24 protein-coding genes and 2 pseudogenes are annotated in these 25,828 nt (G+C 64.7%); 16 read left to right on the top strand and 10 right to left on the bottom strand.

Annotation, left to right across the window (positions count from 1 at the left end):
- Nucleotides 1–136 precede the first annotated feature (136 nt).
- From R9X41_RS09580 to R9X41_RS09560, 5 genes are all read left to right on the top strand, one after another.
- Complete coding sequence (locus R9X41_RS09580; protein WP_318634641.1) at nt 137–2,077, top strand: acyltransferase family protein; 1,941 nt, start codon at nt 137–139, stop codon at nt 2,075–2,077.
- Between the two features lie 104 nt (nt 2,078–2,181).
- The gene (locus R9X41_RS09575; RefSeq protein ID WP_318634640.1) at nt 2,182–2,418 is read left to right on the top strand and encodes a hypothetical protein; all 237 of its coding nucleotides are present in this window, start codon (nt 2,182–2,184) and stop codon (nt 2,416–2,418) included.
- Between the two features lie 106 nt (nt 2,419–2,524).
- Nucleotides 2,525–2,809 carry a hypothetical protein gene (locus R9X41_RS09570; RefSeq protein WP_318634639.1) on the top strand — a complete coding sequence of 95 codons (285 nt, stop codon included), beginning with the start codon at nt 2,525–2,527 and terminating at the stop codon, nt 2,807–2,809.
- 71 nt (nt 2,810–2,880) lie between these two features.
- Entirely contained in the window at nt 2,881–3,108 is a 228-nt protein-coding gene (locus R9X41_RS09565) for a hypothetical protein (protein WP_318634638.1), read from the top strand.
- A gap of 104 nt (nt 3,109–3,212) precedes the next feature.
- Nucleotides 3,213–3,446 carry a hypothetical protein gene (locus R9X41_RS09560; RefSeq protein ID WP_318634637.1) on the top strand — a complete coding sequence of 78 codons (234 nt, stop codon included), beginning with the start codon at nt 3,213–3,215 and terminating at the stop codon, nt 3,444–3,446.
- 28 nt (nt 3,447–3,474) lie between these two features.
- On the opposite strand, the gene R9X41_RS09555 is transcribed toward R9X41_RS09560, so the two are convergent.
- Nucleotides 3,475–4,611, bottom strand: coding sequence for a DSD1 family PLP-dependent enzyme (locus tag R9X41_RS09555; RefSeq protein WP_318634636.1), 1,137 nt, complete (start codon nt 4,609–4,611; stop codon nt 3,475–3,477).
- Between the two features lie 108 nt (nt 4,612–4,719).
- Between R9X41_RS09555 and R9X41_RS09550 the strand changes: the two genes are divergently transcribed.
- Nucleotides 4,720–5,631 (top strand): LysR family transcriptional regulator, encoded by a 912-nt coding sequence (locus tag R9X41_RS09550; protein ID WP_318634635.1) that lies wholly within the window; start codon nt 4,720–4,722, stop codon nt 5,629–5,631.
- A pseudogene (locus tag R9X41_RS09545) lies at nt 5,615–6,038 on the top strand (VOC family protein). Before R9X41_RS09550 ends, R9X41_RS09545 begins: the two are co-directional and overlap by 17 nt.
- A gap of 10 nt (nt 6,039–6,048) precedes the next feature.
- On the opposite strand, the gene R9X41_RS09540 reads toward R9X41_RS09545, so the two are convergent.
- A complete protein-coding gene (locus tag R9X41_RS09540; protein ID WP_318634634.1) occupies nt 6,049–6,501 on the bottom strand; it encodes a VOC family protein in 453 nt (150 codons plus the stop codon).
- Between the two features lie 279 nt (nt 6,502–6,780).
- Here R9X41_RS09540 and R9X41_RS09535 point away from each other — a divergent pair, with 279 nt between their 5' ends.
- The gene (locus tag R9X41_RS09535; RefSeq protein WP_318634633.1) at nt 6,781–7,776 is read left to right on the top strand and encodes a Bug family tripartite tricarboxylate transporter substrate binding protein; all 996 of its coding nucleotides are present in this window, start codon (nt 6,781–6,783) and stop codon (nt 7,774–7,776) included.
- A gap of 29 nt (nt 7,777–7,805) precedes the next feature.
- Here R9X41_RS09535 and R9X41_RS09530 read toward each other — a convergent pair whose 3' ends face one another.
- Complete coding sequence (locus R9X41_RS09530; RefSeq protein ID WP_318634632.1) at nt 7,806–7,988, bottom strand: hypothetical protein; 183 nt, start codon at nt 7,986–7,988, stop codon at nt 7,806–7,808.
- A gap of 473 nt (nt 7,989–8,461) precedes the next feature.
- Between R9X41_RS09530 and R9X41_RS09525 the strand changes: the two genes are divergently transcribed.
- The 4 genes from R9X41_RS09525 (at nt 8,462) to R9X41_RS09510 (ending at nt 13,259) form a co-directional block, all read left to right on the top strand.
- Nucleotides 8,462–9,532: an IS30 family transposase gene (locus R9X41_RS09525; RefSeq protein WP_318634631.1), complete on the top strand. Its 1,071-nt coding sequence runs from the start codon at nt 8,462–8,464 to the stop codon at nt 9,530–9,532.
- A 254-nt stretch (nt 9,533–9,786) separates the two neighbouring features.
- Nucleotides 9,787–11,040, top strand: a complete 1,254-nt coding sequence (locus tag R9X41_RS09520; protein WP_318634630.1) for an acyl-CoA dehydrogenase family protein — start codon at nt 9,787–9,789, stop codon at nt 11,038–11,040.
- 33 nt (nt 11,041–11,073) lie between these two features.
- On the top strand, nt 11,074–11,904 hold the full coding sequence (locus tag R9X41_RS09515; protein WP_318634629.1) for a MetQ/NlpA family ABC transporter substrate-binding protein: 831 nt from the start codon (nt 11,074–11,076) through the stop codon (nt 11,902–11,904).
- Between the two features lie 8 nt (nt 11,905–11,912).
- Entirely contained in the window at nt 11,913–13,259 is a 1,347-nt protein-coding gene (locus R9X41_RS09510) for an LLM class flavin-dependent oxidoreductase (RefSeq protein WP_318634628.1), read from the top strand.
- A gap of 66 nt (nt 13,260–13,325) precedes the next feature.
- Here the strand turns inward: R9X41_RS09510 and R9X41_RS09505 are convergent, their stop codons facing one another.
- Nucleotides 13,326–13,988, bottom strand: coding sequence for a methionine ABC transporter permease (locus R9X41_RS09505; RefSeq protein WP_318634627.1), 663 nt, complete (start codon nt 13,986–13,988; stop codon nt 13,326–13,328).
- Nucleotides 13,981–14,865, bottom strand: coding sequence for a methionine ABC transporter ATP-binding protein (locus R9X41_RS09500; RefSeq protein ID WP_318634626.1), 885 nt, complete (start codon nt 14,863–14,865; stop codon nt 13,981–13,983). The genes R9X41_RS09505 and R9X41_RS09500 overlap by 8 nt, the downstream gene beginning before the upstream one ends.
- A gap of 189 nt (nt 14,866–15,054) precedes the next feature.
- On the opposite strand from R9X41_RS09500, the gene R9X41_RS09495 reads away from it, so the two are divergent.
- From R9X41_RS09495 to R9X41_RS09480, 4 genes are all read left to right on the top strand, one after another.
- On the top strand, nt 15,055–15,360 hold the full coding sequence (locus tag R9X41_RS09495; protein WP_318634625.1) for a DUF3253 domain-containing protein: 306 nt from the start codon (nt 15,055–15,057) through the stop codon (nt 15,358–15,360).
- A 160-nt stretch (nt 15,361–15,520) separates the two neighbouring features.
- Entirely contained in the window at nt 15,521–16,255 is a 735-nt protein-coding gene (locus R9X41_RS09490; protein ID WP_318634624.1) for an SDR family oxidoreductase, read from the top strand.
- A gap of 113 nt (nt 16,256–16,368) precedes the next feature.
- Entirely contained in the window at nt 16,369–16,995 is a 627-nt protein-coding gene (locus tag R9X41_RS09485; protein WP_318634623.1) for a hydrolase, read from the top strand.
- Nucleotides 16,996–17,059: 64 nt separating this feature from the next.
- On the top strand, nt 17,060–17,986 hold the full coding sequence (locus tag R9X41_RS09480) for a rhodanese-like domain-containing protein (RefSeq protein WP_318634622.1): 927 nt from the start codon (nt 17,060–17,062) through the stop codon (nt 17,984–17,986).
- Nucleotides 17,987–17,993: 7 nt separating this feature from the next.
- Here R9X41_RS09480 and R9X41_RS09475 read toward each other — a convergent pair whose 3' ends face one another.
- From R9X41_RS09475 to R9X41_RS09455, 5 genes and pseudogenes are all read right to left on the bottom strand, one after another.
- Entirely contained in the window at nt 17,994–19,436 is a 1,443-nt protein-coding gene (locus tag R9X41_RS09475; RefSeq protein WP_318634621.1) for a sugar porter family MFS transporter, read from the bottom strand.
- Nucleotides 19,437–19,727: 291 nt separating this feature from the next.
- Nucleotides 19,728–20,271, bottom strand: a pseudogene (locus R9X41_RS09470) (DUF924 family protein).
- 219 nt (nt 20,272–20,490) lie between these two features.
- A complete protein-coding gene (locus R9X41_RS09465; protein WP_318634620.1) occupies nt 20,491–21,573 on the bottom strand; it encodes a hypothetical protein in 1,083 nt (360 codons plus the stop codon).
- Nucleotides 21,574–21,584: 11 nt separating this feature from the next.
- Entirely contained in the window at nt 21,585–22,847 is a 1,263-nt protein-coding gene (locus R9X41_RS09460) for a hypothetical protein (RefSeq protein WP_318634619.1), read from the bottom strand.
- Between the two features lie 29 nt (nt 22,848–22,876).
- Complete coding sequence (locus R9X41_RS09455) at nt 22,877–25,615, bottom strand: type VI secretion system Vgr family protein (RefSeq protein ID WP_318634618.1); 2,739 nt, start codon at nt 25,613–25,615, stop codon at nt 22,877–22,879.
- Between the last annotated feature and the right edge of the window lie 213 nt (nt 25,616–25,828).

Below are 25,828 nucleotides of genomic sequence, written 5' to 3'. Positions count from 1 at the left end.
GTTGAATAATTTCTTCCGAAGCCCTCCCAGACAACATTCGCATCTAGAATTCCAATAATAATGCTGGCAGTCAGAAAACACTGACAAAGCCAAAATTCACTGATGCAACCGCTCTTGCAGGCAAAACAAGTCATCAATGCGTCTAGATATTCAGATATTGCGGGCATGGGCAATCATGCTGGTGGTCGCATATCATTCAAAAATTCCATTTTTCGACGCCGGATATCTGGGCATCGATATTTTCTTTACGATCTCGGGCTATCTTGTCACCGCGCAACTAGTCAAGGATTTCACGCTCGGCAAATTTTCCGTCAAGGCGTTTTACATGCGCCGCGCTCGGCGCATCATTCCGGCCGCCTACGTGGTGCTCGCCATCACCGGAATTCTGTCGCCCATATTCCTTGATCCTCAACAGCTGACGAGTTTTTACCGAGAACTGATCGCGGCATACTTTTTTGTCGCGAACATCGTTCTGCGTTATCAGTCCAATTATTTCGAGGCGGGATCAGATTTCAAGCCGCTTCTGCACATGTGGTCCCTGTCGCTCGAAGGGCAGTATTACCTACTTCTTCCGCTGTTTTACCTCTTCATTCGTCCGCGTCATTGGCTCCGCACCACCATCGTGGGCGCGGGCATCAGCTTGGTATTGTGTGTTTTTCTGGTTGAACAGAAACCGCAAGCCACTTATTACTATCTTCCTACCCGCGTATGGGAGTTATTGATCGGCGGCATGGGCGCCTTGCTGGCAACGCGCCACGCGGCCACCACCCGGCGCACGGCGCGCCTTTTCTACTACCCCGCCATCTGCATTCTGCTGGCCATTCCTGCAGCGCCCCAGAGTTCCACGCACCCGGGTGTCGACTCCGTCCTGATGTGCCTTGCCACCATGATCGTGATGGGCGCGGAAAAGCACGTGCCGGTCAACCTGGCGACCTCCGTACTCACCAGGATCGGTAACGGCTCCTATTCGATTTACCTCATTCACTGGCCAATACTCGCCTGGTTGAACAATATCTATCTCGCTCCCGCCAGCGCACCGGCCAGAATGTTGAGCCTCGTGCTTGTCCTGGCGCTAGCGTGGGTGCTACGGCAAAAAATCGAAAAGCCGTTTCACCAGGCTCGTCATATATTTGCCGCCAAGCGCTGGTCGGCGATTGCCATCGGTACCGTGGCGCTGGGCGTCAGCCCGATCGCACTTCCCGGTCTTCGCAGCGAGATGGAAGCGGCAAGTCACGCAACACCAAGAAGCTTGTTCGGACTCGATCGCGCATGCGTCTACGAAAATACGTTCGAGCCGAATGCGAAATGCCGCAGTGGCGCGGGTGAAGCCAGAATATTGCTGTGGGGTGACTCCCATGCCATGCATTTGGTCCCAGGCTTGCTGGTTTCGTCCGACGTGATTTTCGAACAGGCAACCAAGGCGAACTGCCCGCCACTGCTCGCCGTATCGGCCGTCTATCCGGGCACATTCTTCACGGCGAGCTGGGCGAAGCGTTGCATCGCTTTCAACGAGGAAGTCTCCACCTACTTGCAGAATAGTCCGCACATCGAAGTGGTGGTATTGGCAAGTCCTTTTGCGCAGGTATTGCCCAGTCCGAGGGACTTTGCACAACGCAACCACGTCCTGATCGAAGCGGGCGAGAAATTCATTTCGACCACCCCCTCTGAAGAAGTAGCCATGAAAGGACTGACCGCCACGGTTTCCGCCATTCGCGACAGCGGAAAAAGAGTGGTGATCGTCGCATCATTGACGACCGCCGGAATCGATACGCAGCGTTGCAATAGCCGCCGCGCCGAACATCTTCCATTGGTGGACGCTCCGGCGGACTGCGCCGTCGCCATTCCCGCGAAGCTCGAATACGAACGTTTCAAGCGTCAGTTCCTGCAGAGGGCCGAAAACGACCTGGAGGTGCCTGTCATTTACCTTGATGACGTCATGTGCGACCAAGACCGGTGCCGGTCGACCATCGACGGCAAGCCGTTGTTTTCTGACGAAGCCCATTTCTCGCAGGAGGGTTCGCGCGCGGTCGGTCAAGCGAAGAACCTGGGTCGGCTCGCTTTCGCCATCGCTCGCTGAATGTCCGCGCGCGTCGTGCGCTTCATGTCATACGCATGAAATGGCCGCTTTTCGCGGCCCTTTGCCAACCATCGACAAATCCGCCGCGCTGGAAACTCGAGGCCATGTACTTCCCACTCTTCATCGATGGCTTCACCCTCTTCCCGACCGCCATGCTGGCGCCGGGCGGCTGGGAGCCGAAGGTTCGTGCACTCACCGGCCGCGGCGAGGTTGCGGTGATCGACTGCGAGGGCAGTTACCCCTCCCAGGCGATCGCAGTCGCCTTTGCGCGCATCGAAGCCGGCCAGGTCGCACGGGTGCTCAAGGAAACCTGCGGCCATTTCGACTGCGAACGCCCCTGAATCGCCTCTTTCGTCCGCCGCCGGTTCGGCAGCCGCGGGAGCAGGCGCTTATTGCCCCAGAATCGCCTGGGTGAGCCCACCCGAACGCCCCGCCCCCTCGCCCGCCTTGGCTGCCAGAAAGCGCAGGCGCGACGACTTCGAGGACTTCGCACACACCGAAGCCTTTCATCCGGATCCGGTGGATCCGGATCTCGACGTCACCTCCTCGGGATTCGGCGGCCACACCGCACCGCCCGAGCAATGGAGCGACCTGTGGCTCGAAACGTCTTCGGCCAGGCGCTGGCGCCAGACGCTCTGGCTGGCCATCGGATTCGGCGCCATCGTCGGCTCCGGCATGACGGCCGCGATCTTTCTGCTGCTGCCGGGCACGCTCCGCGCCCTGGGTTTCTGAGATGCCGACCGAGCCCGCCCGCAGCGCAGAATCGATCCGCGGCGATCGGTCGCACCCACGGAGGACCCTTCATGACGGCGTTCGAAGAGAAAGAACTGCTCCACAACATCAAGCGCATCGCCAACGCGCTGGAGCGGCAGAACGACCTTCTGGCCCGCCAGGCCGACATCGGCTTCGTTACCCTGTCGATGGACAATCAAGCCAAGGTCAACGCCTGGGACCAGCGACGCTACGAAGCAGCCTGCGCGGCGCATGCGAAGGCTTATCCGGTGGAATCACCCCCGGTGGCGGACGAGTGACCGAAGATCGGGCACTCGCCGGTCGCATCGGTTTTTCACACCTGTTTCGATCTTTCAGGTTTCGTCCGACACGACATGCCCTTCCAGTCTGAAACAGTTGCACCATGTTCGACCTGATTCACTGCTGCGACTACACGTTTTTCCCCCGTGCAACGCCGGTCCAGGGCGAATGTTGGGAAAGCGTGCTGCACGTGATAGGCCCGGACGGCCTGTTGCACCAATACACCGAACCCAAACTGCACGGCTCCGAGAATTCGGCGCTCGACGCCGCACGGTGCGCCGCGAAGGAAATGGCAGCGGAGATCAGCGAAGGCTGGATGGAATTCGACGCCCGCTGAGCATGCCGTTCAGCGCCTGCGGGTGCGCTCACCAGCCGTGAAAGCGTGGCCAGGCCTGCACCGAGCCGTCTTCTTCCAGCGCTTCGTACGCCGAGAATTGCGCTCCGGTCGCGCAGGCGTGATTGGGCCAGATGCGCAGCCGGCATCCGACAGGAAACCGTCCGACGATATTTACGCTCGGCGCGCCGGGGCACGACACGATGCCGTGCTCCTGGTTGGCACCGGTCAGCAACCAGCCGTCCAGCGGCTCGCCGTCCACCGTACAGACCTGACCGTAGCCGTAATCGTGCGACTGCTTCGCGGTGCCCCGGTCGCGGCTCATCGCCATCCAGCCGGCATCGACGATGGCCCAACCCTTTTCGGCCTGGTGGCCGATGACGGTGGTGAGCACGCTCAGAGCCAGATCTTCCGGAGCGCACACACCGACGTTGCGCATCACCAGATCGAAGAACACATACACGCCCGCGCGCAGTTCGGTCACGCCCTGCAGGGACGACGCCTCCAGCGCCGTCGGGGTGGAGCCGACCGAGACGATCTCGCACGGTAGTCCGGCCGCCCGCAGGCGCTGCGCCGCCAGCACGCAACCTGCGCGCTCCTGCTCGGCCAGGGCGGCGAGTGCCACGGGATCGGCAAGCTCGTAGCTCGACCCGGCATGGGTCAGAACGCCGGCCAGGCGCATGCCGCCCTGGTGCAGCGTCCGACCGACGTCGAGCAACGCGTCTTCGCCCGGCCTGATGCCGGACCGGTGACCGTCGGTGTCTACCTCGATCAACACCTCGAAGGCATGTGCATGTGCGCGACCGTACTCGACGATGGCCAAGGCACTCGGCACGCTGTCGGTCAGGATCTGCAGCGCGCAGCCACGCTGGCGCAACTCGAGCGCATGCGCCAGGCGGTGCGGTGCCATGCCCACGGCGTACAGGATGTCCGTCACGCCCTGGGCGAAAAACTGATCGGCCTCCTTCAGCGTGGACACCGTGATGCCGGTCGCGCCCGCAGCCCTTTGCGCGGCGACGACTTCGGCGCACTTGGTGGTCTTGACGTGCGGCCGAAAACGCACGCCCAGGGCGTCGGCGCGCTGCTGCATGCGCGCGATGTTGCGGCGCATGCGTGGCAGCGAAACGATGGCGGCGGGCGTGTCGATGGTCGAAAGCGTGTCTGGCATGACGCTGGGCAACAGGGTTGTCTTGTGGCTGGAGAAACCCAGACTCTAGGGGCGGATGCCCTGTCGCGCCCTTCACTCTTTCATCATCAATGATTAAGCTCTGCTGAAATGATGCAGATCGAAGACCTCCGCCTGGCCGCCGCCCTGCTGCGTGAAAGCTCGCTCAGTGCCGCGGCCCGATCGCTCGGCGTTACGCCGCCGGCGCTGTCGATGCGCCTGCGCAAGCTCGAAGCCTCGCTCGGCCTGTCGCTCGCGCACCGCAGTGCGCGCAAGCTGCAACTCACCTCCGAGGGTGAACGCCTCGGCCGCGAAGCCCGGGAGCTGTTGCTGCGCTTCGATCAGCTGCGCGAATCGCTACAGCGCGACGACCGCAAGCTCACCGGCACCTTGCGCATCGCCGCGCCTTTCGGCTACGGCCGACTCCGCATCGCGCCCTTGCTGGCGCGTTTCGCACGATTGCACCCTGCCCTGCGCCTGCAACTCGACCTGCGCGAGACACCATGGCCGGATCGGCACGACTCCGACGCGGTGGTGCACGTGGGTTCGGTGCGCGACTCGTCCTGGATCGGCCACACCCTGTCGGCCAACGAGCGCTGGCTCTGCGCCAGCCCTGCGTACCTGGAGCGCCACGGCACGCCGAGCGAGCCGGCCGACCTGGCGCACCACGCCTGCATCTGCATCCGCGAAAACGATGAAGACGTCACGCTCTGGCACCTGCGCCCGGCACGCGGCAGCCAGCGCAGGAGCGAAACGCTGCGGATGCATCCAGGCTTGCTCACCAACGACGGGGCCGTGGCCCGCCAATGGGCCGAAGACGGCCTGGGCCTCGTCATGCGCTCCGAATGGGACGCCGCCGAAGCCGTGGCGGCCGGACGGCTGCAGCGCGTTCTGCAGGACTGGACCTTCGACGCCGCGCCGGTGATGCTGCTGGTACCGACCCGCCAGGGCCGCAGTCCGCGCACGCAGGCGCTGGTCGATTTTCTGGTGCGGGCCGCGCCGGGCCATGGAGCCGGTCCGTAGCGGTCAACACGCTGTTTCAGCGGACCTGCGCGACCTGGACGCGTCGCGCCGCTTCTACGCGGCGATTTTCGACGTGCTCGGTGTGCCGATCAGCGGCACCGAAGACAGGTTCTTCTGGGCGGACGAATTCGTGGTGTCCGCCGCCGACAGCCCCGCGGCGCTCGGCCATCTCACGGGCCGTCACCACTTTGCTTTCCAGGCGGCCGACCGTGCCATGGTCGACGCGGCCTGGCAGGCAGCGCTGGCCAACGGCGGTGTGGACAACGGGGGCGCCCGGCGAGCGCCCTTACCACCCGGGCTACTACGCCGGCTTCGTGCTCGACCCGGACGGCGACAACGTCGAGGTGGTGTTCCACGGCGCGGCCCGTCGCTCGGCCGCCAGCGTGGTGATCGACTTCGAGGCCTGAGCGAGCCGGCTCAGGCGCCGGTGCCCAGCGGAATCGGGCCGCCGCCCACGGCCCAGCCGATGCCGAAGCGGTCGGTGGCCATGCCGAAGGTCTTGGCCCAGAAGACCGGGCCGAGCGGCATCGTCACCTGACCGCCCTCGGACAGCGCGGCGAATGCCTTCTGCGCTTCGTCCACCGTGTCGTACTGCAGCGCCAGCATCGCGCCCTTCACCCCGTCGAAGGGCATGCCGGGCGGCTGGTCGCCGGCAAACAGCATGCCGCCGCCGGGCAGCGTCAGGGCGGCATGCATGATGCCGTCGCCAGTGGGCATGGGACCACAACCTTCGGGCGGCGTCTCGGGCCGTGGCGCATCGGCGTAGGTAAGCATGGCGTTGATGGTGGCGCCCAGCGACTTCTCGTAGAAGGCGTAGGCCTCGCGGGTCGTTCCGGGGAAAGTGAGGTAAGGCGTCAGGCTGGACGGCATGGTGGCTCCTTCGTGATGGATGCATCGAACCACAGCGACAAGGACCAGGGCGGGCACGACCGGTTCGACGCAGATGGGCTCGGGCGTGCCCCCGCGCGCGCCGTCATTCTGCATGCCGGCAACCGGCTGCCAAGCCCGATGGGATCCGCCCGGCGGGCTTTCTGCCACCGTCTGTCGGCGGCATGGAAGTTGCACCGCCATCGGTGATGTGCCGCCCGGCGAGCCGGACGACTCCTGGCCCGGTTCGCGGCACCGAATCCACCCTCTGGAGACTTCGCCATGACGACTCGACGCCATACGCTGCAGCGCCTCATGCTGACAGGCGCTGCCACCGCCGCCACCACATGGCCACCGCTGACCGCATCGGCCGCGGACCGCTATCCGGACCATCCGGTGAAGGTGATGGTGGCGCTGCCGGCAGGCGGCGGCGTGGACATGATCGCGCGGCTGGTCGGCCAGAAGCTCGCTGCCGAAACAGGCCAGCCATTCATTGTGGACAATCGCGCCGGCGCTTCCGGCCGCATCGGCCTGCCGGTGGTCGCCAAGGCCGCGCCGGACGGCTACACCCTCACCGTGTCGCCCGCCTCCTTTCTGACCACCAACGTTTCCATCTTCAAGGCCCTGCCCTACGACCCGCAGGCCGATTTTGCGCCGATCACCAAGCTGGCCGACCAGTCGATGGTGCTGGTCGTGTACGACCGCCTCAAGTTCCCGACCGCCGCCGCCGTGCTGGCCGCCGCCAAGGCCAAACCGGAAGCGCTGACCTATGCGTCGTCGGGTGACGGCAGCCCGCAGCATCTGGCCGGGCTGATGTTCGAATCGCGCATGAAAGTGCGCATGGTGCATGTGCCCTACAAGGGTGGCGCGCTGGCCATCAACGACCTGCTGGGCGGCAACGTCGATCTGCTTTTTGCGCCGCTACCCGAGGCCTTGCCGCACATCAAGGCGGGCAAGCTGAGCGCGCTGGCGATCCTGGGAGAAAAACGGTCACCGTTGATCGCCGAGGTGCCCACGATGCGTGAGAGCGGCATCGACAACATGGTGATGGCGACCTGGATCGGGCTGCTGGCACCGGCAAAGACGCCGCGCCCGGTGATCGACCAGCTCAACCGGCAGGTGCGTGCGATCCTGCAGAGTCCGGAGGTCAAGGCCCAGTTGCGCGATGCCGGTATGGACGTGGCGCCCACCACGCCGGAGCAGTTCCAGCAGACGATCGCCCAGGAGACCCGGCTGCATGCCGATCTGGTGAAAGCGTCGGGCCTGGTGCCCCAATAAAGACTACGGCCGCAGCGGCGGCCGAAAGCTCAGGGAAGAACGAAGACGAGCGCGGCGGCAGCAGCCAGTCCGAGAGCGAATGTCACGCCCGCGGCGCACAGGTCGCGCCAGGTTTCGGTGGCGTCCGGGCGCATGTCGAGGGTGGCGGCGAAGCCGCTGTGCGCATAGAGATCCGCGCTCCGGCGTCGCACAACCTGCTGAGTTTGTTCCATTTTTGAACCTCCGCTGAGAAGGCTCAAGGTTGCAAGAACGCTAGGGAAAACGATGTAGGACGGAACCTTGCATTTGAGTTTTGGTCACGCGTCCAATCGGCACTTTTTGGCACTTTCGAGCGCAACCCATCATCGTGGCTTCGGCCCTTCGAAAGCCCTGGCATGCCCGTTCCGACCCACCAGTGTGGTCTCGGCCCATGCGAGCAACGCGCATGGCGATCGAACGTACGCGGCCCCCTCCGTGCTCAGTGCGGTCGCCTGTCCGAACCCTCTCAGCCCCGACCCGGCAAAGCAGGGGCCAAGGCTCTGGATCGACCCTTGTCCAAACTGTTGCCGCTAGAGCGTTCGAAGGCACATTCCACAGGCCGAGCGAAGCGATGGCCCGACCGAGCTTCGAGCTCTTCTTCAGGGCAACTTTCTTTGGTGGGCGGTTTCAAAGACCAAGTGCAACACTTCGAATTCAGAGGAGTTGCATGGCGAATACATATCAGCAGTTGAGTGCGGAAGAGCGTGGGGTGGTGATGGCGATGAAGGTGCAGTGCTGCAGTGCTCGTAGCATTGCGGCGGTGCTTGGCAGATCGCCGAGCACGATCACCCGAGAGCTGCGGCGCAACGGCTATCAAAGCGAGGCCGAGCAGTGTGTGATGGGTCGGCCACGGCTGGCCGGAGGCTATGACGCGGCGCGAGCTGGCAAGCGAGCAAGGCGCGTGCGCCGTGCGGCTTGGCCGACACGCAAACTGCACTGCGACGGTGTCTTGTGGCCGCAGGTCAGGAGCCTTTTGGAGCTCAAGCTCTCGCCCGAGCAGATCGCTGCCAAACTCAGGCAACGACATCCCGGACAGCCACAATTGCAAGCCTCTCACGAGACCATCTACACCGCCATCTATGCGATGCCCAAGGGCGATTTGCGTCGAGAACTGGTGGTATTGCTGCGCCAGGGGCGCGGTGCCCGCAAGCCCCGAACTCGAGGCGATGACAGGCGCGGATCGTTGCAGGACATCCTGAGCATCCACGTGCGTCCGCCCGAGGCCAACGACCGACTGTTGCCGGGGCATTGGGAAGGCGATCTCATCAAGGGCAAGGCAAACGCATCGGCCGTGGGCACGCTGGTATGCCGAAGATCGTTGTTCGCCATGTTGGTCAAGCTCGATGGCAGCACGGCACTGGACGCACTCAACGGCTTCACGCTGGCCTTCTCGGCATTGCCGCCGGAGATTCGCCAGACGCTGACTTACGACCAGGGCAAGGAGATGGCGCTGCACGAGAAGCTGGCCGAAAACACGGGTTTGAAGATCTACTTCTGCGACCCGCACAGCCCATGGCAGCGAGGCATCAACGAACACACCAACGGCCTGTTGCGGCAATACCTGCCCAAAGGCACCGACTTGAGCGTGTACTCCCAGCGCGAGCTCGATGCCATGGCTTGGGAGCTCAACATGAGGCCTCGCAAAACACTTGGCTGGAGAAGTCCTGCCGAGGTGTTCTTCGACAACGTTTACATGGACAAAGCCGGTCTTGTCCCGACCGTTGCACTTGGTCTTTGAAACCGCCGTGCCTTTCTTTTTTGCCAGAAAAGAAAGACACCGCGGATCTGGGGGCGCGCAAGCCCCCAGCTCCATCCTGCGACCCGTAGAAGACAGAAAAACAAGCCCGCTCAGCAAAGAGCAGAGCGAAAAGAGCACCCCCAAAAAAACCAATCCCAAATATCCAAAACCGATTTTGTTCGTTCGCCCCGAAAGCCTCCCTGCCTAGCATGCCCCCACCGCAGCAGCCCGGCATAAGCCCCCCGGTGAACGACATGAGCCAGATAGCGGACCAGCCCCAGGTCACCACCCCACCACATCACAACCCACACCCCGCCCCCCTGGCCAAAGCCAAGCCCCCGGCGCCAGACTCCGCGGTGCTCTTCACCCGGGCCCGCGAACTGCTCCCCACCATCGCCACCGGCGCCTCCGAGCGCGAACGAACCCGCACCCTCCCCTTCGCCCAGGCCCGCGCCGTGGCCGAAGCCGGCCTGCTGACCTTCCGCATCCCCAAGGCCTATGGCGGCCCCGGCGGCTCGGTGCGCGACGTGATGCGCTTCATCGTGTCGCTGGCCAGCGTCGACTCCAACCTCGCCCAGGCACTGCGCCCCAACTTCGGCCTGATCGACGGCCTGCTCGCCGCCAGGGACGAAGCCCAGCGCCAACGCTGGTTCCCGCGCATGCTCGCCGGCCACATCTTCGGCAACGGTGGCGTGGAGCGCGGCGGAGCGCACGGCTCGGTGGCGGCGCGTCTGGTGCGCGATGGCGACCACTTTCGGGTCAATGGCACCAAGTACTACAGCACCGGCGCCCTGTTCGCCGACTGGGTCACCTCCATCGCGCTCAACGAGGACGGCAAGGAAACCAGCTTCGTGCTGCCACGCGAGCGCGCCGGCATGCATCTCGACGACGACTTCGACGCCATCGGCCAGCGCCTCACCGCCAGCGGCACCACGCGCTTCGTCGACACCCTGGTGCACGCCGACGAGGTGCGCCCCGGCCTCTTCAGCCGCGACCAGCGCAACCCGGTCACGCCGATGTTTCAGCTCTACCTCGGTGCGGTCGAGGCCGGCATCGCCCGCAATGCGCTCGACGACGCGGTGCGCTTCGCCCAGACAAAAGCCCGCCCGATCAAGCACAGCGGCGCCACCGCCTCGGTCGACGAGCCCTATGTGCGCGAGACGGTCGGCCGCATCGCCGCGCAGGCCTACACCGCCGAAGCCGTGGTGCTGCGCGCAGCCGAAGCGATCGACGCGGCGTGGGCCGACCAGCTCTCGAACGACGCCCTCACCGCCGCCAGCATCGAGGTGGCGCAGGCGCAGTACGTGGCCGCCGAGTCGGCCATGCGCGCGGCCGAATGGGCCTTCGACGTGGGGGGCGCCTCCGCCACCGATCGCGCCCACAACCTCGACCGCCACTGGCGCAACGCCCGCACCGTCGCCAACCACAACCCCAGGCAATGGAAGGCCGCGGTAACCGGCGCCTGGCTGCTTAAGGGCGAACAGCCGCCGACCTCCGGCCTGTTCTGAACACACCCGTTCCTCTCTCTTCAAAAGTTTTCCATGAGCAAACACCTTTCCCGCCGCCAGGCCCTGACCCTGGGGCTAGCCCCCGCGCTGGCATTCGACGTCCTGGCCCAGGCACCGCAGGCGCCGACAGAGCTGTCGATCGGCTTCATGCCCGGCCCCTACCGCGATGCCTTCACCCAAGGCATCGCGCCGCAGCTCGAACGCGCCGGCTACCGCATCAAGTATGTGGAGTTCAGCCAGGGCGTGCAGCCCAACGACGCGGTGCACCGCGGTCAGATTCACGCCAACATCTTCCAGCACTCGCTCTATCTCGAATCGAGCAACAAGAGTCAGGGCTTCGACCTGGTGCCGATCGTGAACGTGCCGACGCCGCCGATGGGCCTCTATTCGCAGCGCCACAAGACGCTGGCGACCGTGCCCGACGGCGCCACCGTCACCCTGCCCTCGGACCCGGTCAACGCGGCGCGCGCGCTCAACATCCTGGCCGCCCTGGGCTGGGTGAAGCTCAAGCCGGGCGTCGACCCCATCGCCGTCTCCGAGCGCGACGTGACCGGCAACGTGAAGAAACTCAAGCTGGTGGCGATCGACGCAGCACAGGCGCCGCGTTCGCTGGCCGACGCCGACCTGGCCGCCGTGCAGGGCAACTTCGCGGTGGCCTCGGGCCTCAAGCTCACCGACGCGCTCAAGCAGGAGAACATGACCCTGCCCTACGTCAACGTGGTGGCGGTCAAGCGCGCCAATGCCAATGCGCCCTTCGCGCAGGCGCTCGTCGCGGCCTACAAGGCGCCCGAATTCGAGCGGCTGTTCCGCGCCAACCCGGTCTGGGCGGGCTACCGCCTGCCGGACTACTTCAGCAAAGGCTGAGCACGGCCATGGCACATCCCCGGCAACTGCACCTCAACGTCAACATCCTGCAATCGGGTTTCGTGCCGTCGGCCTGGCGCCTGCCCGGCGCCGATCCCCGCGCGTTTCTCGACGTGGGCCACTACGTGCGGGTGGCGCAACTGGCCGAGCGCGCCAGGTTCGACGCGGTCTTCCTGGCAGACAACGCGGCCATCGCCGACCAGATCCACTTCCGCCCGATCAACGCGCTTGAGCCCACCGTGCTGCTGGCCTGCGTGGCCGCCGCCACCAGCCACATCGGGCTGATCGGCACCGCTTCCACCAGCTACAACGAGCCCTACAACCTGGCCCGGCGGTTCTCGTCGCTCGACCACGCCAGCGGCGGCCGCGCCGGCTGGAACATGGTGACCACCGCCGACATCGCCTCGGCGCGCAACTTCGGCCTGGATGCAGTGCCCGACCACGGCCGCCGCTATGCCCGCGCTGGCGAATTCGCCGACGTGGTGCGCGCGCTGTGGGACAGCTGGGACGACGACGCCTTCATCGGCGACCAGCACACCGGCCGCTTCATCGACCCGACCCGCGTGCACCCCATCGCGCACCACGGCGAGTTTTTCCATGTGCAGGGGCCGCTGACGCTGCCGCGCTCGCCGCAGGGGCGACCGGTGCTGGTGCAGGCCGGCGGTTCGGCCGACGGCCGCGAGTTCGCGGCGCGCCATGCCGAAGCGGTGTTCTCGGCATCACAGACGCTGGAAGAATCGCGCGCCTACGGCCAGGACCTCAAGGCGCGCGCCGCCGCCCTGGGCCGCGGGCGCGACGCGATCCGCGTGCTGCCGGGGCTTACCACCATCATCGGCGCGACCGAAGCCGAGGCCCGCGCCCGGCGCGACGCGCTGGTCGACTCGATTCCCTGGGACTACAGCCTCACCCGTCTGGCCGGCACCCTCGGCATCACGCCCGACCGGCTGCGGCTCGACGAGCGCCTGCCCGACGACCTGCCCCTGCCGGCCGGCGGCAACGGCAACCACACCTTCTTCGCCGCCACCCTGGCGCTGGCCCGCCGCCAGGGTCTGACGGTGCGCCAGCTGATCCGCGAACTCGCCGGCGGCGGTGGCCACCGGGTCGTGGTCGGCACGCCGGAACAGGTGGCCGACGACATCGCCCACTGGTTCGAGAGCGGCGCCGCCGACGGCTTCAACCTCATGCCCGACGCCCTGCCCGACGGCCTTCAGCTCTTCGTCGATGGCGTGGTGCCGCTGCTGCAGCGGCGCGGCATCTTCCGCCGCGAATACGAGGGCCGCACCCTGCGTGAGCACTTCGGCCTGCCACGCCCGGACGACGGCCGGCGAACGGTGTCGAAGCTGAAGGTGGCCTGAGCCTTACCGGCGCCAAGAAAACGGCTCCCTGCACCGGTGCAGGGAGCCGTTTTTAACTGGCTGATCTCAGCGCTTGTCCAGCCGACGCGCCAGCGTATTCCCCACGAACTGCACCACCTGCACCATCACCACCAGCAGCGCCACGGTGAGCACCATCACGTCGGTCTGGAACCGGTAATAGCCGTAGCGGATCGCCAGGTCGCCGATGCCGCCGCCACCCACCACGCCGGCGATCGCCGAGTACGACAGAAAACTCACCGCCAGCACCGTCAACGCCAGCACCAGGCCGGAGCGCGCCTCGAGCACCAGCACCCGCCAGATGATCTGCAGCTCCGACGCGCCCATGGCGTGCGCCGCTTCGATCACCCCGCGCGGCACTTCACGCAGGCACTGCTCCACCAGCCGCGCAAAGTAAGGAATGGCCGCCACCGACAAGGGCACCGACGCGGCCAGCGGCCCGATCGACGTGCCGGCGATCACCCGGGTAAATGGCACCAGCGCCACCAGCAGGATGATGAAAGGAAAGGAGCGCACCGTGTTCACGATCCAGCTCAGCACCGCGAAGGCGCTGCGGTGCGACAGCGACTGGCCCGGCCCCAGCAGGAACAGCAGCACGCCGAGCGGCCCGCCGATGATGATGGCGGCCGACAGACCGATGCCCAGCATGAGCAGCGTCTGCCCGGTGGCGTTGAAGAGCTCCGGCAGGATGGCGGCGATGTTCTCAGGCATGGAGGGCTCCTCGTTCGGACGGTTCGGCCTGCACGCGGCGGATGGCGGCGGCCGACGCGGCACGGGCGTCTTCCCTGCGGCGACGCACCAGCGCGTCGATCTCGCGGCCGAGCGCGGTCAGCCGTTTTGCGGGTGGCTCGAGCGGCGGATCGTTCACCCCGAACTCCTCCACCAGCCGGCCGGCCTCGAGAATCGCGACTCGGCGGCAGAGCGCCTCGACCACCGGCAGCTCGTGGGTGACGATGACGATGGTCACGCCGATCTTCTCGTTGATGTCGCGCAGGGTCTGCAGCAGCTCGCGGGTGGTTTCGCTGTCGAGCGCCGAGGTGGGCTCGTCGCACAGCAGCACCTGCGGGCGCGGCGCCAGCGCACGGGCGATCGCCACGCGTTGCTTCTGCCCGCCGGAGAGCTGCGCCGGATAGGCGTCGGCCCGGTCGGCCAGCCCCACCAGCGCCAGGCATTCGTGAACCCGGCGGGCGATCCCGGCGCGGTCGCGTCCGCCGTGGATGCGCAGCGCGAAGGCCACGTTACCGAACACCGTGGCGTTGGCCAGCAGGTTGAACTGCTGGAACACCATGCCGATGTTCTGGCGGGTGTCGCGCAGGTCGCGGCGCGACAGCGTGGTGAGGTCGCGGCCGGCCACCAGCACCCGACCGGCGTCGGGGCGCTCCAGCAGGTTGATCAGCCGCAGCAGCGTCGACTTGCCCGCGCCGCTCTTGCCGATCAGTCCGAAGACATCCCCCTGGCGGATCGACAGGGACAACTCGCGTACCGCGTCGAAGCGGTGGCCGGTCGGCAGTACGAAGGACTTTCGGACTCCTTCGAGCCGGATGACGGGCTCGGTGGCGGCGGGCGCCGGGATCGGTGATGTAGGCACGGGGAGATGCGGGCGCACGGCCCGAAAAAAGCGGAGGATGCCGGCCACTATCGGCCTGCGCCGCGCGCGCGCTAACGAAGAAGAGCGCGGGTATTTATCCGTTTTCCGGATATGGCCGGGCGGACATCAGGCGGTGCGCGCCGCGCATTGCCGGCAGACTGCGGCGACCACGATCCGCTGAGGAAAGCGATGAGCCAGGACGACGATCAGGTGGCGAATGCAGCCATCGAAACGACCATCTTCTCGCTGCTGGCGCAACGCCGGCCGGGCACGACCATCTGTCCGTCGGAAGTGGCGCGCGCCTTGGCGACGGACAACGCCGACTGGCGCGGCCTGATGCCCGGTATCCGACAGGTGGCGCAGTCACTGGCCTCGACCAACCGCCTCGTATTCACCCGCAGCGGCACGCCGGTGGACGCCACGGCGCCCGGCGGTCCAATCCGGCTCGGGCTGCCGGCGGCGCCACACGGCTCGGATCCGCGAGAACGCCGGTAGCTGATCGTTGGCATGCCATGCCGTGCGCTCCTGCATTCCGCCCTCGATTAGCACGGAAGCGATTTCCCCGCATGCCGTGCGATCGACCCGGCCGTGACATGCTGGCCCACACTCTTTCTTCACTCCCCCCTTCTTCACGCATCCTCCCGGATCGATCCGCATGAGCACCACCCAGAAAATCGCACTTGTCACCGGCGCTACCCGAGGCATCGGCTTCGAAACCGTCCGCCAGCTCGCCCAGTCCGGCGCACTGGTGTTGCTAGCCGGCCGCAAGCCCGACAGCGCCGTCGAGGCCGCCGACCGCCTGAAGGCCGAAGGACTGTCGGTCGAGCCGATCACCCTCGACGTGACCGACAGCGGGCAGATCGCCGCGGCTGCAGCCCTGATCCAGCAGCGTTTCGGCTGCCTCGACATCCTGGTCAACAACGCCGGCGTGCTGGTCGACGACCTGCAGCGAAAGCCTTCAGCGCAAAGCCTGGACACCTGGCGCAAGACCTTCGACACCAACGTCTTCGCGGTGGTCGAAGTGACGCAGGCCCTGCTGCCGCTGCTCAAGGCGGCGCCGGCCGGCCGCATCGTCAACGTGTCGAGCCAGCTCGGCTCGCTGGGCTGGCACACCGATCCGTCCTCACCCATCTACGACTTCAAGATCCCGGCCTACAACGCGTCCAAGACCGCCGTCAACGCCTGGACCATCCACCTCGCCTACGAACTCAAGGACACGCCGCTCAAGGTCAACGCGATCCACCCCGGCTACGTGCAGACCGAGATGAACGGCGGCAACGGCGAGATCGGTGTGAGCGAAGGCGCGCGCAGCAGCGTGGGCATGGCCCTGCTCGACGCGAACGGTCCCTCGGGCAGCTTCACCCACCTGGGCAAGACGCTGCCCTGGTAAGAAGCAACAGGCGCAGCCTCTCTCCAAAGGAGCAGGCCGTGTCGGCCATCGGCGCGATGTCCCTGCGCCGGGGCGTACCTAGAGTGGGCAGGACTTCCCACCCTCCCCGATCCATGGCCGCCTCTTCCAAGCTCCTCACCCCCGACAACTGCGCGCTGCTGCTCATCGACCAGCAGGCGGGCCTCGCCTTCGGCGTGCAGTCGATCGACAAGCAGGTGTTGCTCAACAACTCCCTGGCGCTGGCACGCACCGCCAGCGCCTTCGGCCTGCCCGTCGTCGCCAGCACCTCGGCCACCAAGGTCTACAGCGGACCCTTGCTGCCGGCCCTGCGCGCCGCACTGCCCGATCAGCCGGTGATCGACCGGCGCAGCATGAACGTCTTCGAAGACGAGACGGTGCTGGCCGCGATCGAGGCCACCGGCCGCAAGAAACTGCTGTTCTCCGGCATGCTGACCGAAGCCTGCATCGCGTTCGCGGTGCTGAGCGCGCAGGAGGCCGGCTACGAATGCTTCGTCGTCGCCGACGCCTGCGGCGGCCAAAGCGCCACCGGCCACGAGATGGCATTGCGGCGCATGCAGGACGGCGGCGCCACCATGACCTCGTGGCTGCAAGTCGTGCTGGAACTCCAGCGCGACTGGACCCGCCGCGCCACCTACGACGCCGCGCGCGCCATCGTCGAAGCCAATGGTGGCGGCTACGGTATCGGCCTGGCCTACGCCCGCGATATGCTGCCGCACTGAAAATCTGGCCATTTCGCACGACGCCCGGCCTCGCGGGCATCCGTCGGCCAGTAAGGAAGTTTTCATGGACATGCTGCTCGACTTGCTCACCCGCTACGGCGTTCTGCTGGTGTTCGGCTGGGTGTTGATCGAGCAGCTCGGCGTGCCGATTCCCGCGTTTCCGCTGCTGCTGGTCGCCGGTTCGCTCGCCGCGCGCGGGGAGCTCTCGCTGCCCCTGCTGCTGCTCGCCAGCGTGGTGGCCTGCCTCATCGCCGACTACGCCTGGTACACCGCCGGCGGCCGCTTCGGCAGCCGGGTGCTCAGGCTGATGTGCAGGCTCTCGCTCACGCCCGACAGCTGCGTCACCCAGACCGAAAACGTATTCGACCGCTGGGGCGCACGCTCTCTCGTGGTGGCCAAGTTCGTGCCCGGTTTCGCGTCGGTCGCCACCGCGATGGCCGGCGCTTTCCGCATCCACCGCGGTGCCTTTTTGCTGTACGACGCCGCCGGCGCGGCCCTGTGGTCCGGCCTGGGGCTGGCGTTGGGATGGATCTTCGCTCCCGCCATGGAATCGCTGCTGCAGACGCTGCAGGCCTTCGGCCGTTGGGGCATCGCTTTTTTGGCCGCCTGCATCGGCATCTACATCGCCCGCAAGGCCTGGATGCGGCTGGCGCTCAAGCGCCAGATGGTCATGCCCCGCATCGCGGTGAGCGAACTCCAGGCCATGCTCGACAAGGACCCTCGCCCGGTGTTGCTCGACGTGCGCAAGCCAGGTCTTTGGGAGCTGGAACGCATTCCCGGATCACTGCATTTCGACGCCCAGGCGTGGCAGTCGGCCAAGAGCAGCCCGCATCGCCACGCCACCATCGTCGTGTACTGCGATTGCCCTGCCGAAGCCTCGGCGGTGATCATCGCGTCGCAGCTGCGGCAAAAAGGCTTTCGCGTGGTCCACCCCCTGGGCGGCGGCCTGGAGGCCTGGCGGCAGGCCGGCCTGCGGGTCGAAGCCGGCTGACCCGCCTTCAGCCTGCGCGCTGCGAGGCCAGCGGCGAAAACGTGCCGTCGCGCAGTGCCTGTTCGATGTCCTCCAGCGACCGCGAACGGGTCTCCGGCACGTAGACGAAGACGAATACGAAACCCAGCGCATTCAGCGCCGCATAGACCCACATCGCAGCACCGATGCCGAGCCAGTTCACCATTGACAGCGCTGTCCCGGTGAGCAACAGATTGGAGCCCCAGAGCATGGCGGCGTGGGCGCCGGTCGCCTGGTCGCGGATCGCCAGCGGATACAGCTCCGAGCCCATGAGCCAGCCGATGACCTGGATGCCGACCGAATTGAAGACCATGAACGACAGCAACAGGCCGACCACCCACGCGCCGTGGTGGTCGCCGCCGAGATGAAAGAAAAACACCGCACCCAGCCCCACCAGCGAAAGCGCGGCCAGCGGCATCATCGCCAGCGTGAGGGCGCGCCGGCCCACCAGGTCGACCACCGTCTTGCCGATGAAGGTCATGACCAGGTAGACGATCGCCACGCCGAGCGCCGCCAGCAGTGCGGACGAGCGGCCGAATCCAGCGCTGGTGAGAAAGGTGGGCGTGTAGTAAATCATCATCTCGATCCCCGAGAGCTGCGTGAAGGCGGCGACGCCGAGGCCCGCCACCAGCGCCGGCCGCACCCAGCGTTCGCGCATGCCGCTCCAGCCACGCGCCATGTGCTGCTGCTGCCTCTGCGACTCGCGCATCTCGGCCATTTCGGCGCGCACTTCGGCCGGCGTCTCGCGCACCATCTGCAGCGCCTCGCGCGCCTGGGCTGGACGGCCCTGCTCCATCAGCCAGCGCGGGCTGCGCGGCATCCAGACCATGCCCAGCAGCAACGCCAGCGCAGGCATCGCCGCCACGCCGATCATCCACCGCCAGCTCCACGACTCCTGCAGCGCGAAGCCGATGATCGCAGCCAGCAGAATGCCGACGCCGATCGAAACGTTGAAGTACGTCACCAGGCGGCCGCGCTTGTCCGGCGGAGCGAGCTCGGCGATATAGGTCGGCACGATCTGCGTCGAGCCGCCGACCGCAAAACCGAGCACGAAACGCCAGATGGTGAGCCACGCCATGCTGGGTGCCGTGGCGCAGGCCAGAACGCCGAAGGTGAAGATCGCCGCCACCGTCATGATGGTGTAGCGGCGCCCGATGCGGGCCGACAACCGGGTGCAGGTGAGCGCACCCAGTACCGCGCCAGCCAGGATCGAAGCGGCCACCACTTCCTGCATGGCGTGGCCGAGCTGGAATTCGCTGGAGATCTGCAAAAGCGCGCCGGCGATGATTCCGGTGTCGTAGCCGTAGAGGCCGCCGGCGATGGCGGCGATGGTCGCCACGAGCGACATGTAGGCCGAGGGCGACATGCCGGGCGACGGCGCTTCGGTCACGGCGGAGCTGGAAGAAGTGGTGGGCGGTGAATACTTGGGCATGGGCTGCGAAAGGTTCACGCGTGCAGCCTGGACGACAGGGCGATGCCGCTGTCGGACCCGATGTTCCGGGCCCAGGCTTGACTCACGTAGGAATGGAAATGACACCGGCGGCTGTGGCCGGTTGGCGAACGATGGGCTTTCGTGGAAAACCCGGCAGGTACTAGACGTAACTGCTGCCAAGCTTAGGCGATGCGTTTTCGGCGTGTGCGTCGCCCGCTGCATATCGCACCCGAAGGGTCGGGTTTACCCGCAGTTCGAATCCTTTGCCGCGGGATGCAGCTTCGGCGTCATTCAACCTGCGAAGCCGCCCTCTTCCAGAAAATGCAGCTCGGCGACCGTGCTTTCTCGGGCCAGGGCACGATTGCGATGGGGAAAGCGTCCGAAGCGCTCGATGATCTCCGCATGCAGCCGGGCGAAACGGGCGGTTTCGGCATCGAGCGTCGAGCACAGCCGCACCGCCGTCGCCTGGTCGTCAGCGGTTTCTGAATGCTCGAACGGCAGGTAGAAGAAAGGCCGCAAAGCCGCCTCTACCTGCCGATCGAAACTCCGCCAGGGCCGTGCGCGCGTGCAGCAAGGCGAGCGGGTCGGTGGCGAACATATGCGCCGTGCCACGGAAGGCGTTGCGGGGATATTGGTCGAGCAGGAGCAACAACGCCAGAGCACCCTCGACGTCGCGACTCCAATGATCGAGCTCGCGGCGGGCGGCCAGAAAATGGGCGGCGGAGAAGCGCTCGCGGAAGTCGCCGTCGAAGGCCGCATCCTTTTTGAACCATTTTGATGGGCCAGCGGCGCGCCAGAAATCGACCACGTCCTGAGAAGACAAGCTTTCTTGCATGGGTTGGTGAGGTAATGCTGGGCCGACATCGTCCCACAGCGGGGTCGGGCGTCGGGGCCGGCGTGCGTCATCAGTCGGAGACGGAGGCGGGAAGCTTCACACGCTTGGATATATAGCCACTCCTCAAGCGCAAAAAGCCGTTAGAGCTGCTCTAGCTGATCGGAGACATGCCTAGATGCCACGAGCGCGTATGGGCAAATAGCAACATCGCCAGCTCGGTCAATCATCCCAATCCTCAGCTGTCGGACCTACTTCGCTATCTGGGAAGAACGGAACCCTATGATTTTCTGGAGAAGGCCATCCACGGCGCGCTGCCCATAAGCCGATGTTTTCAATAACTCCCGGCCTTTCACCGTCAGGGCACTCGTGAAAACAGATCCAGTGTTTTCCATGTTGTCCAATCACCGGCCTGACGGCGTGGTCGAAACTCGCCCAGCCGAGAACTTCGCCAATCCGGGGTTCGTTGTTGCCATGGCGAGTGGTGACGTCGATATAAGGTTGCCAGTCGCTTTCTTCATACTGCACCAATCCCGGACAGGTCATGCGACCGTCGGATCGCGGCCCGGGTTCCGCGCCGCTTTTGCAGCGTCCGTTTATGTCAGGAGAAGATCCGCCCTCGCCCAATAAACTGGCCGGGCGTTTGAGTTGGTAAGCCCACTCGCGGCAGCCGATCTTGCCACCCCTTTTTGCGACCCAAGCTATCGGATCCTTGATTTTTAAAAATGCTGGCACGGAATAACGCAGAGATTCGTCGTTTAGATCACATATTGCCGGTTCAAACTCCGACCCCTTATCGCCAGGAAATCCATAAAACCATGTTCCAACAAAATACCAGAAGTCGCCAGGAAGACCCGGTTCCGCGACGAGGACTGGCGACCTTGTGTTGCGACGGTACATCGAGTCATGTATGCGAAGCGGCATCGCCGTTTTGTTTGCCGTCTTGACTAATCCATCTGGTCGAAACTCAATCAGCTGAAAACCGAGAATATTCGTCGCCCACCGTTCCTGCCTTTTGGTGGCTCGTTCATTTTCAGTTGGCCATTCACTCCGTAATGGATAATTGACGTCGAAGATGGGCTGCCACTCCCGGTTACTTACTCGCCTATCGTTGTCAGCGCGCCAATTTACAAGTTGCGCCACATCCATCACATCACGGTAACGATCACTAATTTTCAGCAAATAACGCACATGATGCTTTGACTTCAGCCATTCGTAGTCTGATTCAAAATAGCTTTGTGCGGCACATGGCAAGCCAACAATGGCACTGGCCAGACAAATCATCGTCCAAGCAAATTTTTTCATTTTTATAAAATTCAGGGCAGCAGAAAACGATCACTTGCAGTTATGTGAACGTGGTTTTTGTGCAATGTCTCATTCGACGATTTTTGAAAATTTGGACTTGAAGATATTTCATCTCTAGTATTATCATCCATATCGATGGGCCCATAAAGCTGTTTGATGCGTATATCCGAACGTAAAGAATTTTCAAAACTCCAAGCCAATCCATCCTCCATTGTTTTCTCAAAATTGTGGCGCGCGCCATTCCGAGCAATTCTTGCCGCATCAATTGAGCCGCTATCAAATTTCTTCAGGCAGTCCAAGTAATCTTGTTCAGAAATCATCCATTTTGAATGCGCTTCCTTTTGTTCGATCGAATTAAATAGCTTGGGACTTCCAAGATCAAATATAGATGTTTGCCCTTGTTTATTCTTAATACTCTTCACATCCAACCCCAGCCCCATCCGATGAACCGCCGACCCAACCCAGGGCCGCCATGTCGATGTCAGCTGCAGCGACACCGTTTGCGTCCGACTCGCCGCTGTAAAAAGCGCAAGCCAACAATGCGGATGGACCCGCGTCAGCACTTCCCGACCAAAATCACGATCCGAGTCGTATCCGTGAATATGTTCTCGGCAATTTCCATCGGCATCCGCCTGAAAGCCGATGGCACATTCACCATGGGCCAGCCGGGCCACATATCCATTCCGTCGTGTGACCTGTCCCTGGTAGATCGCCGTCAACGCCGACAGCACACCCGCATCGCCTTCCCCCGCCTCGCTGGCGAACCTCAACGCTTCATCCACCGAATACCGATGGCTGAAACGCATCCAGGTCTTTCCATTGAGAACGGCGTGGTAGACATCCAGCTTGTCTCCACTCTCGGCAATGCTGGCTGGTCGGTCGGGCTCACCGATAACCGCTTCGGCTGCATTCAAACCGCTATGCGATTTGATGATCACCTTGATGTCGTTCGGTCCCACGACCACTGGATAAAGCTGTTCTTTGCGGTTTTCCGGCGATGCATCGCTTCCCAGAAAAATCGCAACGGTTTGTCCGCTCCTGGCCATTACTTCGATGCGAAGAGTCCGGCCGCCCTCCTTTAATCGCGCCACCTCCTTCTCCGGTTGAGTGCAGCCGTTCCAGAAGATGGCGAATGGCAGCTTTAAATCGCGATCGAATTCGATTTCGTAGACCACCGGAATGAGCCCCGCCACGTGACTCTTGATGCAGGTGTGCTGCTCTTTTTTAAGAAGACCTTGCACATCGCATCGAGCCGCATTTCTTTGATCAGTCATATTTTTCTTGTGTTCGCACAAAAGGTGATTCAGCAGTTAGGCGTGTCGTCGCCAGCCTGATCCGAAAAGAGCTCGCTTCGCTTCAAGCCGCCCCAGTGGACCTCCACGAGTTCCGCGGCATCGCCGAAGAACATCGGCGTGCGTCCGTGGGCATCGGTGTGCCCTTCGAGGGTGCGGCCATCGGCCACCGTTGCTTTGAAAGGCAGACCGGCCACTGCCACGCCGCCCTGGTTCCGATTGACGGCCTGGAACTGCTCGGCATAGGCCGGCACCCGCGGCAGGTCGACCACCGGAACCGGCATCGACTGGGGCCCGGACGACTGCGTCCCGGCCGAACGCACGGTCCACGGCCCCGGCGTTCCGTGATCGACGCCGGCGGCTTCCCATCGGCTGAAACTGCCGCCGCCATTGATCGTGGCCAGCTGGCTGACGTCGATTTCAATGACGCGGGCCTTGATGCGGATGGTGTCGCTGGCCCGAATGTCGACGCAGCCTTCTTGCGCCTGCACTTCCACGTTCCCCTCTGCGGCGAACAGCCGCATGCCGGCCTTTTGGGCGAACAGGCGGATCGCGCGGGCGGCGCTCGCCAGCACGCTGCCTCCGGCAGAGATGCTGGTGTGCTCACCGGTGACGATGGCGTGATGCCGGCCGCTGGCCTGCTGGGTGGTGGTGGCCGCGACGCTTTGCACACCGGCTGCGCTGTTGATGACCAGGTGCGGCTGCCTGAACTCGCCCAAAGCTTCACCGCTGCCCCGGATCTCGCGAGCGTCTCGTTCCTGCTGGAGCTGCACGGCGTGCTGGTCGCCGCTGTCCTGCACGCGATGGTCTTGCGCCGTTTTTGCAAGCGCATCCTGGCGGCCGGATGCGTCACCGAGCAAGCGCAGGGCTGCAGTGACGTCTTTCATCCCACCCAGGCCGCCCGCCTGACCTTCGGTGGTGAGCAGCATCCCGAGCGCGGCCCGGAACGCGCCATGGCCGTCGGTTCGCAGTTCGGCGCCCTGCCCCCGCGCGTCCTGTCGGCCCGCATTGCCGTCAATGCGGTGGATGTCGCCCAGGCTGACGCTGGAGTGCTGATGGTCGCTCTTGATCTGTGCCTGGATATGTCCGGTGCTGTCGTCGAGAACCACATGGTTGCTGCGCCCGCCTGCCCCGTTGCCACCGTTCTCGGTGAGCTCACGGCTGCGGATGCCGGTGAGCGCGTGCTGGCCGGGTAATTGCCAACCCGGCAGGTTCATGGCGTTGTGCACGCCTGCCAGGACGATAGGAAGGTCCGGGTCACCGCCGCAGTGGTCGACGACGACTTCCTGACCGACGCGGGGCAGAAACCCCGAGCCCTGCTGATTGCCGGACCAGGGATGGGCCACGCGCAGCCAAGGGCTGGCATCCCCGTCTCGCGCAGCGTGCCGTTGCCAGGGTTGCCAGACCTTGATGCGACCCAATGAATCGGTATGGACCTTGCCCTGGTGCGGCCCTGCCACGATGCCGGGTTGCGGGCCATGGACCAGCGGCTTGGCAAGGGTGAGCTCTGGACGAAGCGAAACGTTGACGGGTTGGGTGGCAAAGCGGGTTTCGATCGACCAGCCACCCGCGGCATGGGCATGCTGACTTTCCTGCCCCGGCGCACGGACCGAGATCTCGGTCCACCGGACAAGGTGCCCGGTGTTCGCCTCTGGCTGGTGGTGCCCCTCCAGGTGAAAGCTGCAGCCGGTCACGATGCCTCGAATGTTCCCTGCGCCTTCCGCACGGCAGGCGTGCTGGAGCCGTTCTTCCAGCCGGATACGCGCCAGCCAACGCGCGTGATCGCGTGCGAGCGTGTTGGCCTGCGGGTCGCCGCCGGCGTTCGGCTGACTCCACAGCGCGCCCTGGGTGTGGCCGGCACTGCGCCATTGGTAGACCTCGCCACGCGCATGGCTGGCTTGCCCGGTCGGTTCGCCATCGCTCGCGACGAGCTGAAGCCGGGGTTGCGTGTAGTCGTAGTCGCGTGCCTCCCAGCTGCGCCCGACGAGTGCGGTGCGGGTACTGAAGGAATGGATGTACTCGCGGTCGGTGCGGTGGCCCGGGGGGAAAACGGGAATGAGACGGTAGGGACCTTGTTCGTCGCCGTACGGCCGGAAGGCGCCGTTGTGGTCGCTCAGCACCAGCCGATGGGTTCCTCCGACGTGCTCGAAATGAAAGTTGATGCCGTTCTGCTGCATCAGCCGGCAGCAGAAGCGCCAGTCGGTTTCGCCCCATTGGGTGATGCGGTCCAGCGTCGGATAGGTCTCGATCAGCCGTTTGTCGATAAGCCAGGGATGTGGGGCCAGCACGGCGTCGATGGCGTGGACGGCCGTCACGCCATGGAAGGCGTGATGGTGCGCACCAAGGGTGGCTTGCCAGAATCCGGGGCGCAGCACGAGTTCCAGCGCCAGATGCCGGGCATCGGCGTCGCGGTGCAGCACCTCGGCGACAACACCGCTGATCTGACGTTCGCCTGCGCCTAGTCCGGATTTTCCCAGGGCACCGGCCGCCCCCGTCGCAAACGTGCCCGCTCCTTCGAGTTCGATGTGCACGGTCATCTCCCGACCGAGCATCAGTCGCCCGTCGAGAACCCAGGGCGGCGCGCCCGGGGGTAACTCGGGCGTCTGGACAAGGACGCGGTATTCGAAAAGATCGTTGATGGCCTCGCGGCCTTCGAACGAGATTGCCTGCAAGGGTGGCAGCTGGTCCTGATGCACGGCCGGACCGCTCAGCTTCAAGCCGCGTGCAGCTGGGTTCTGGGACTGGCTCATGTTTTCACGAGACCATCAGGTTTCGCGGGTGAGGCGTTAGCGCCGCGCGATGAATTGGCTCGCAATTCTTTGGAGAGCAGATGGACCTCGGAAGCTGTGCCTCTGTCGACATATTCAGGACGCATGATCTCGGTGCAAATTTGTGGGCAATTGACTTGTCTCGCCTGCGGCGGAAGCCACAGGCCGGCGATGTTAAGTCAGCACTCGCTCACC

This window comes from Xylophilus sp. GOD-11R (assembly GCF_033546935.1).
GTDB lineage: Bacteria > Pseudomonadota > Gammaproteobacteria > Burkholderiales > Burkholderiaceae_C > Xylophilus.
This window is presented reverse-complemented; position numbering and strand designations above follow the sequence as displayed.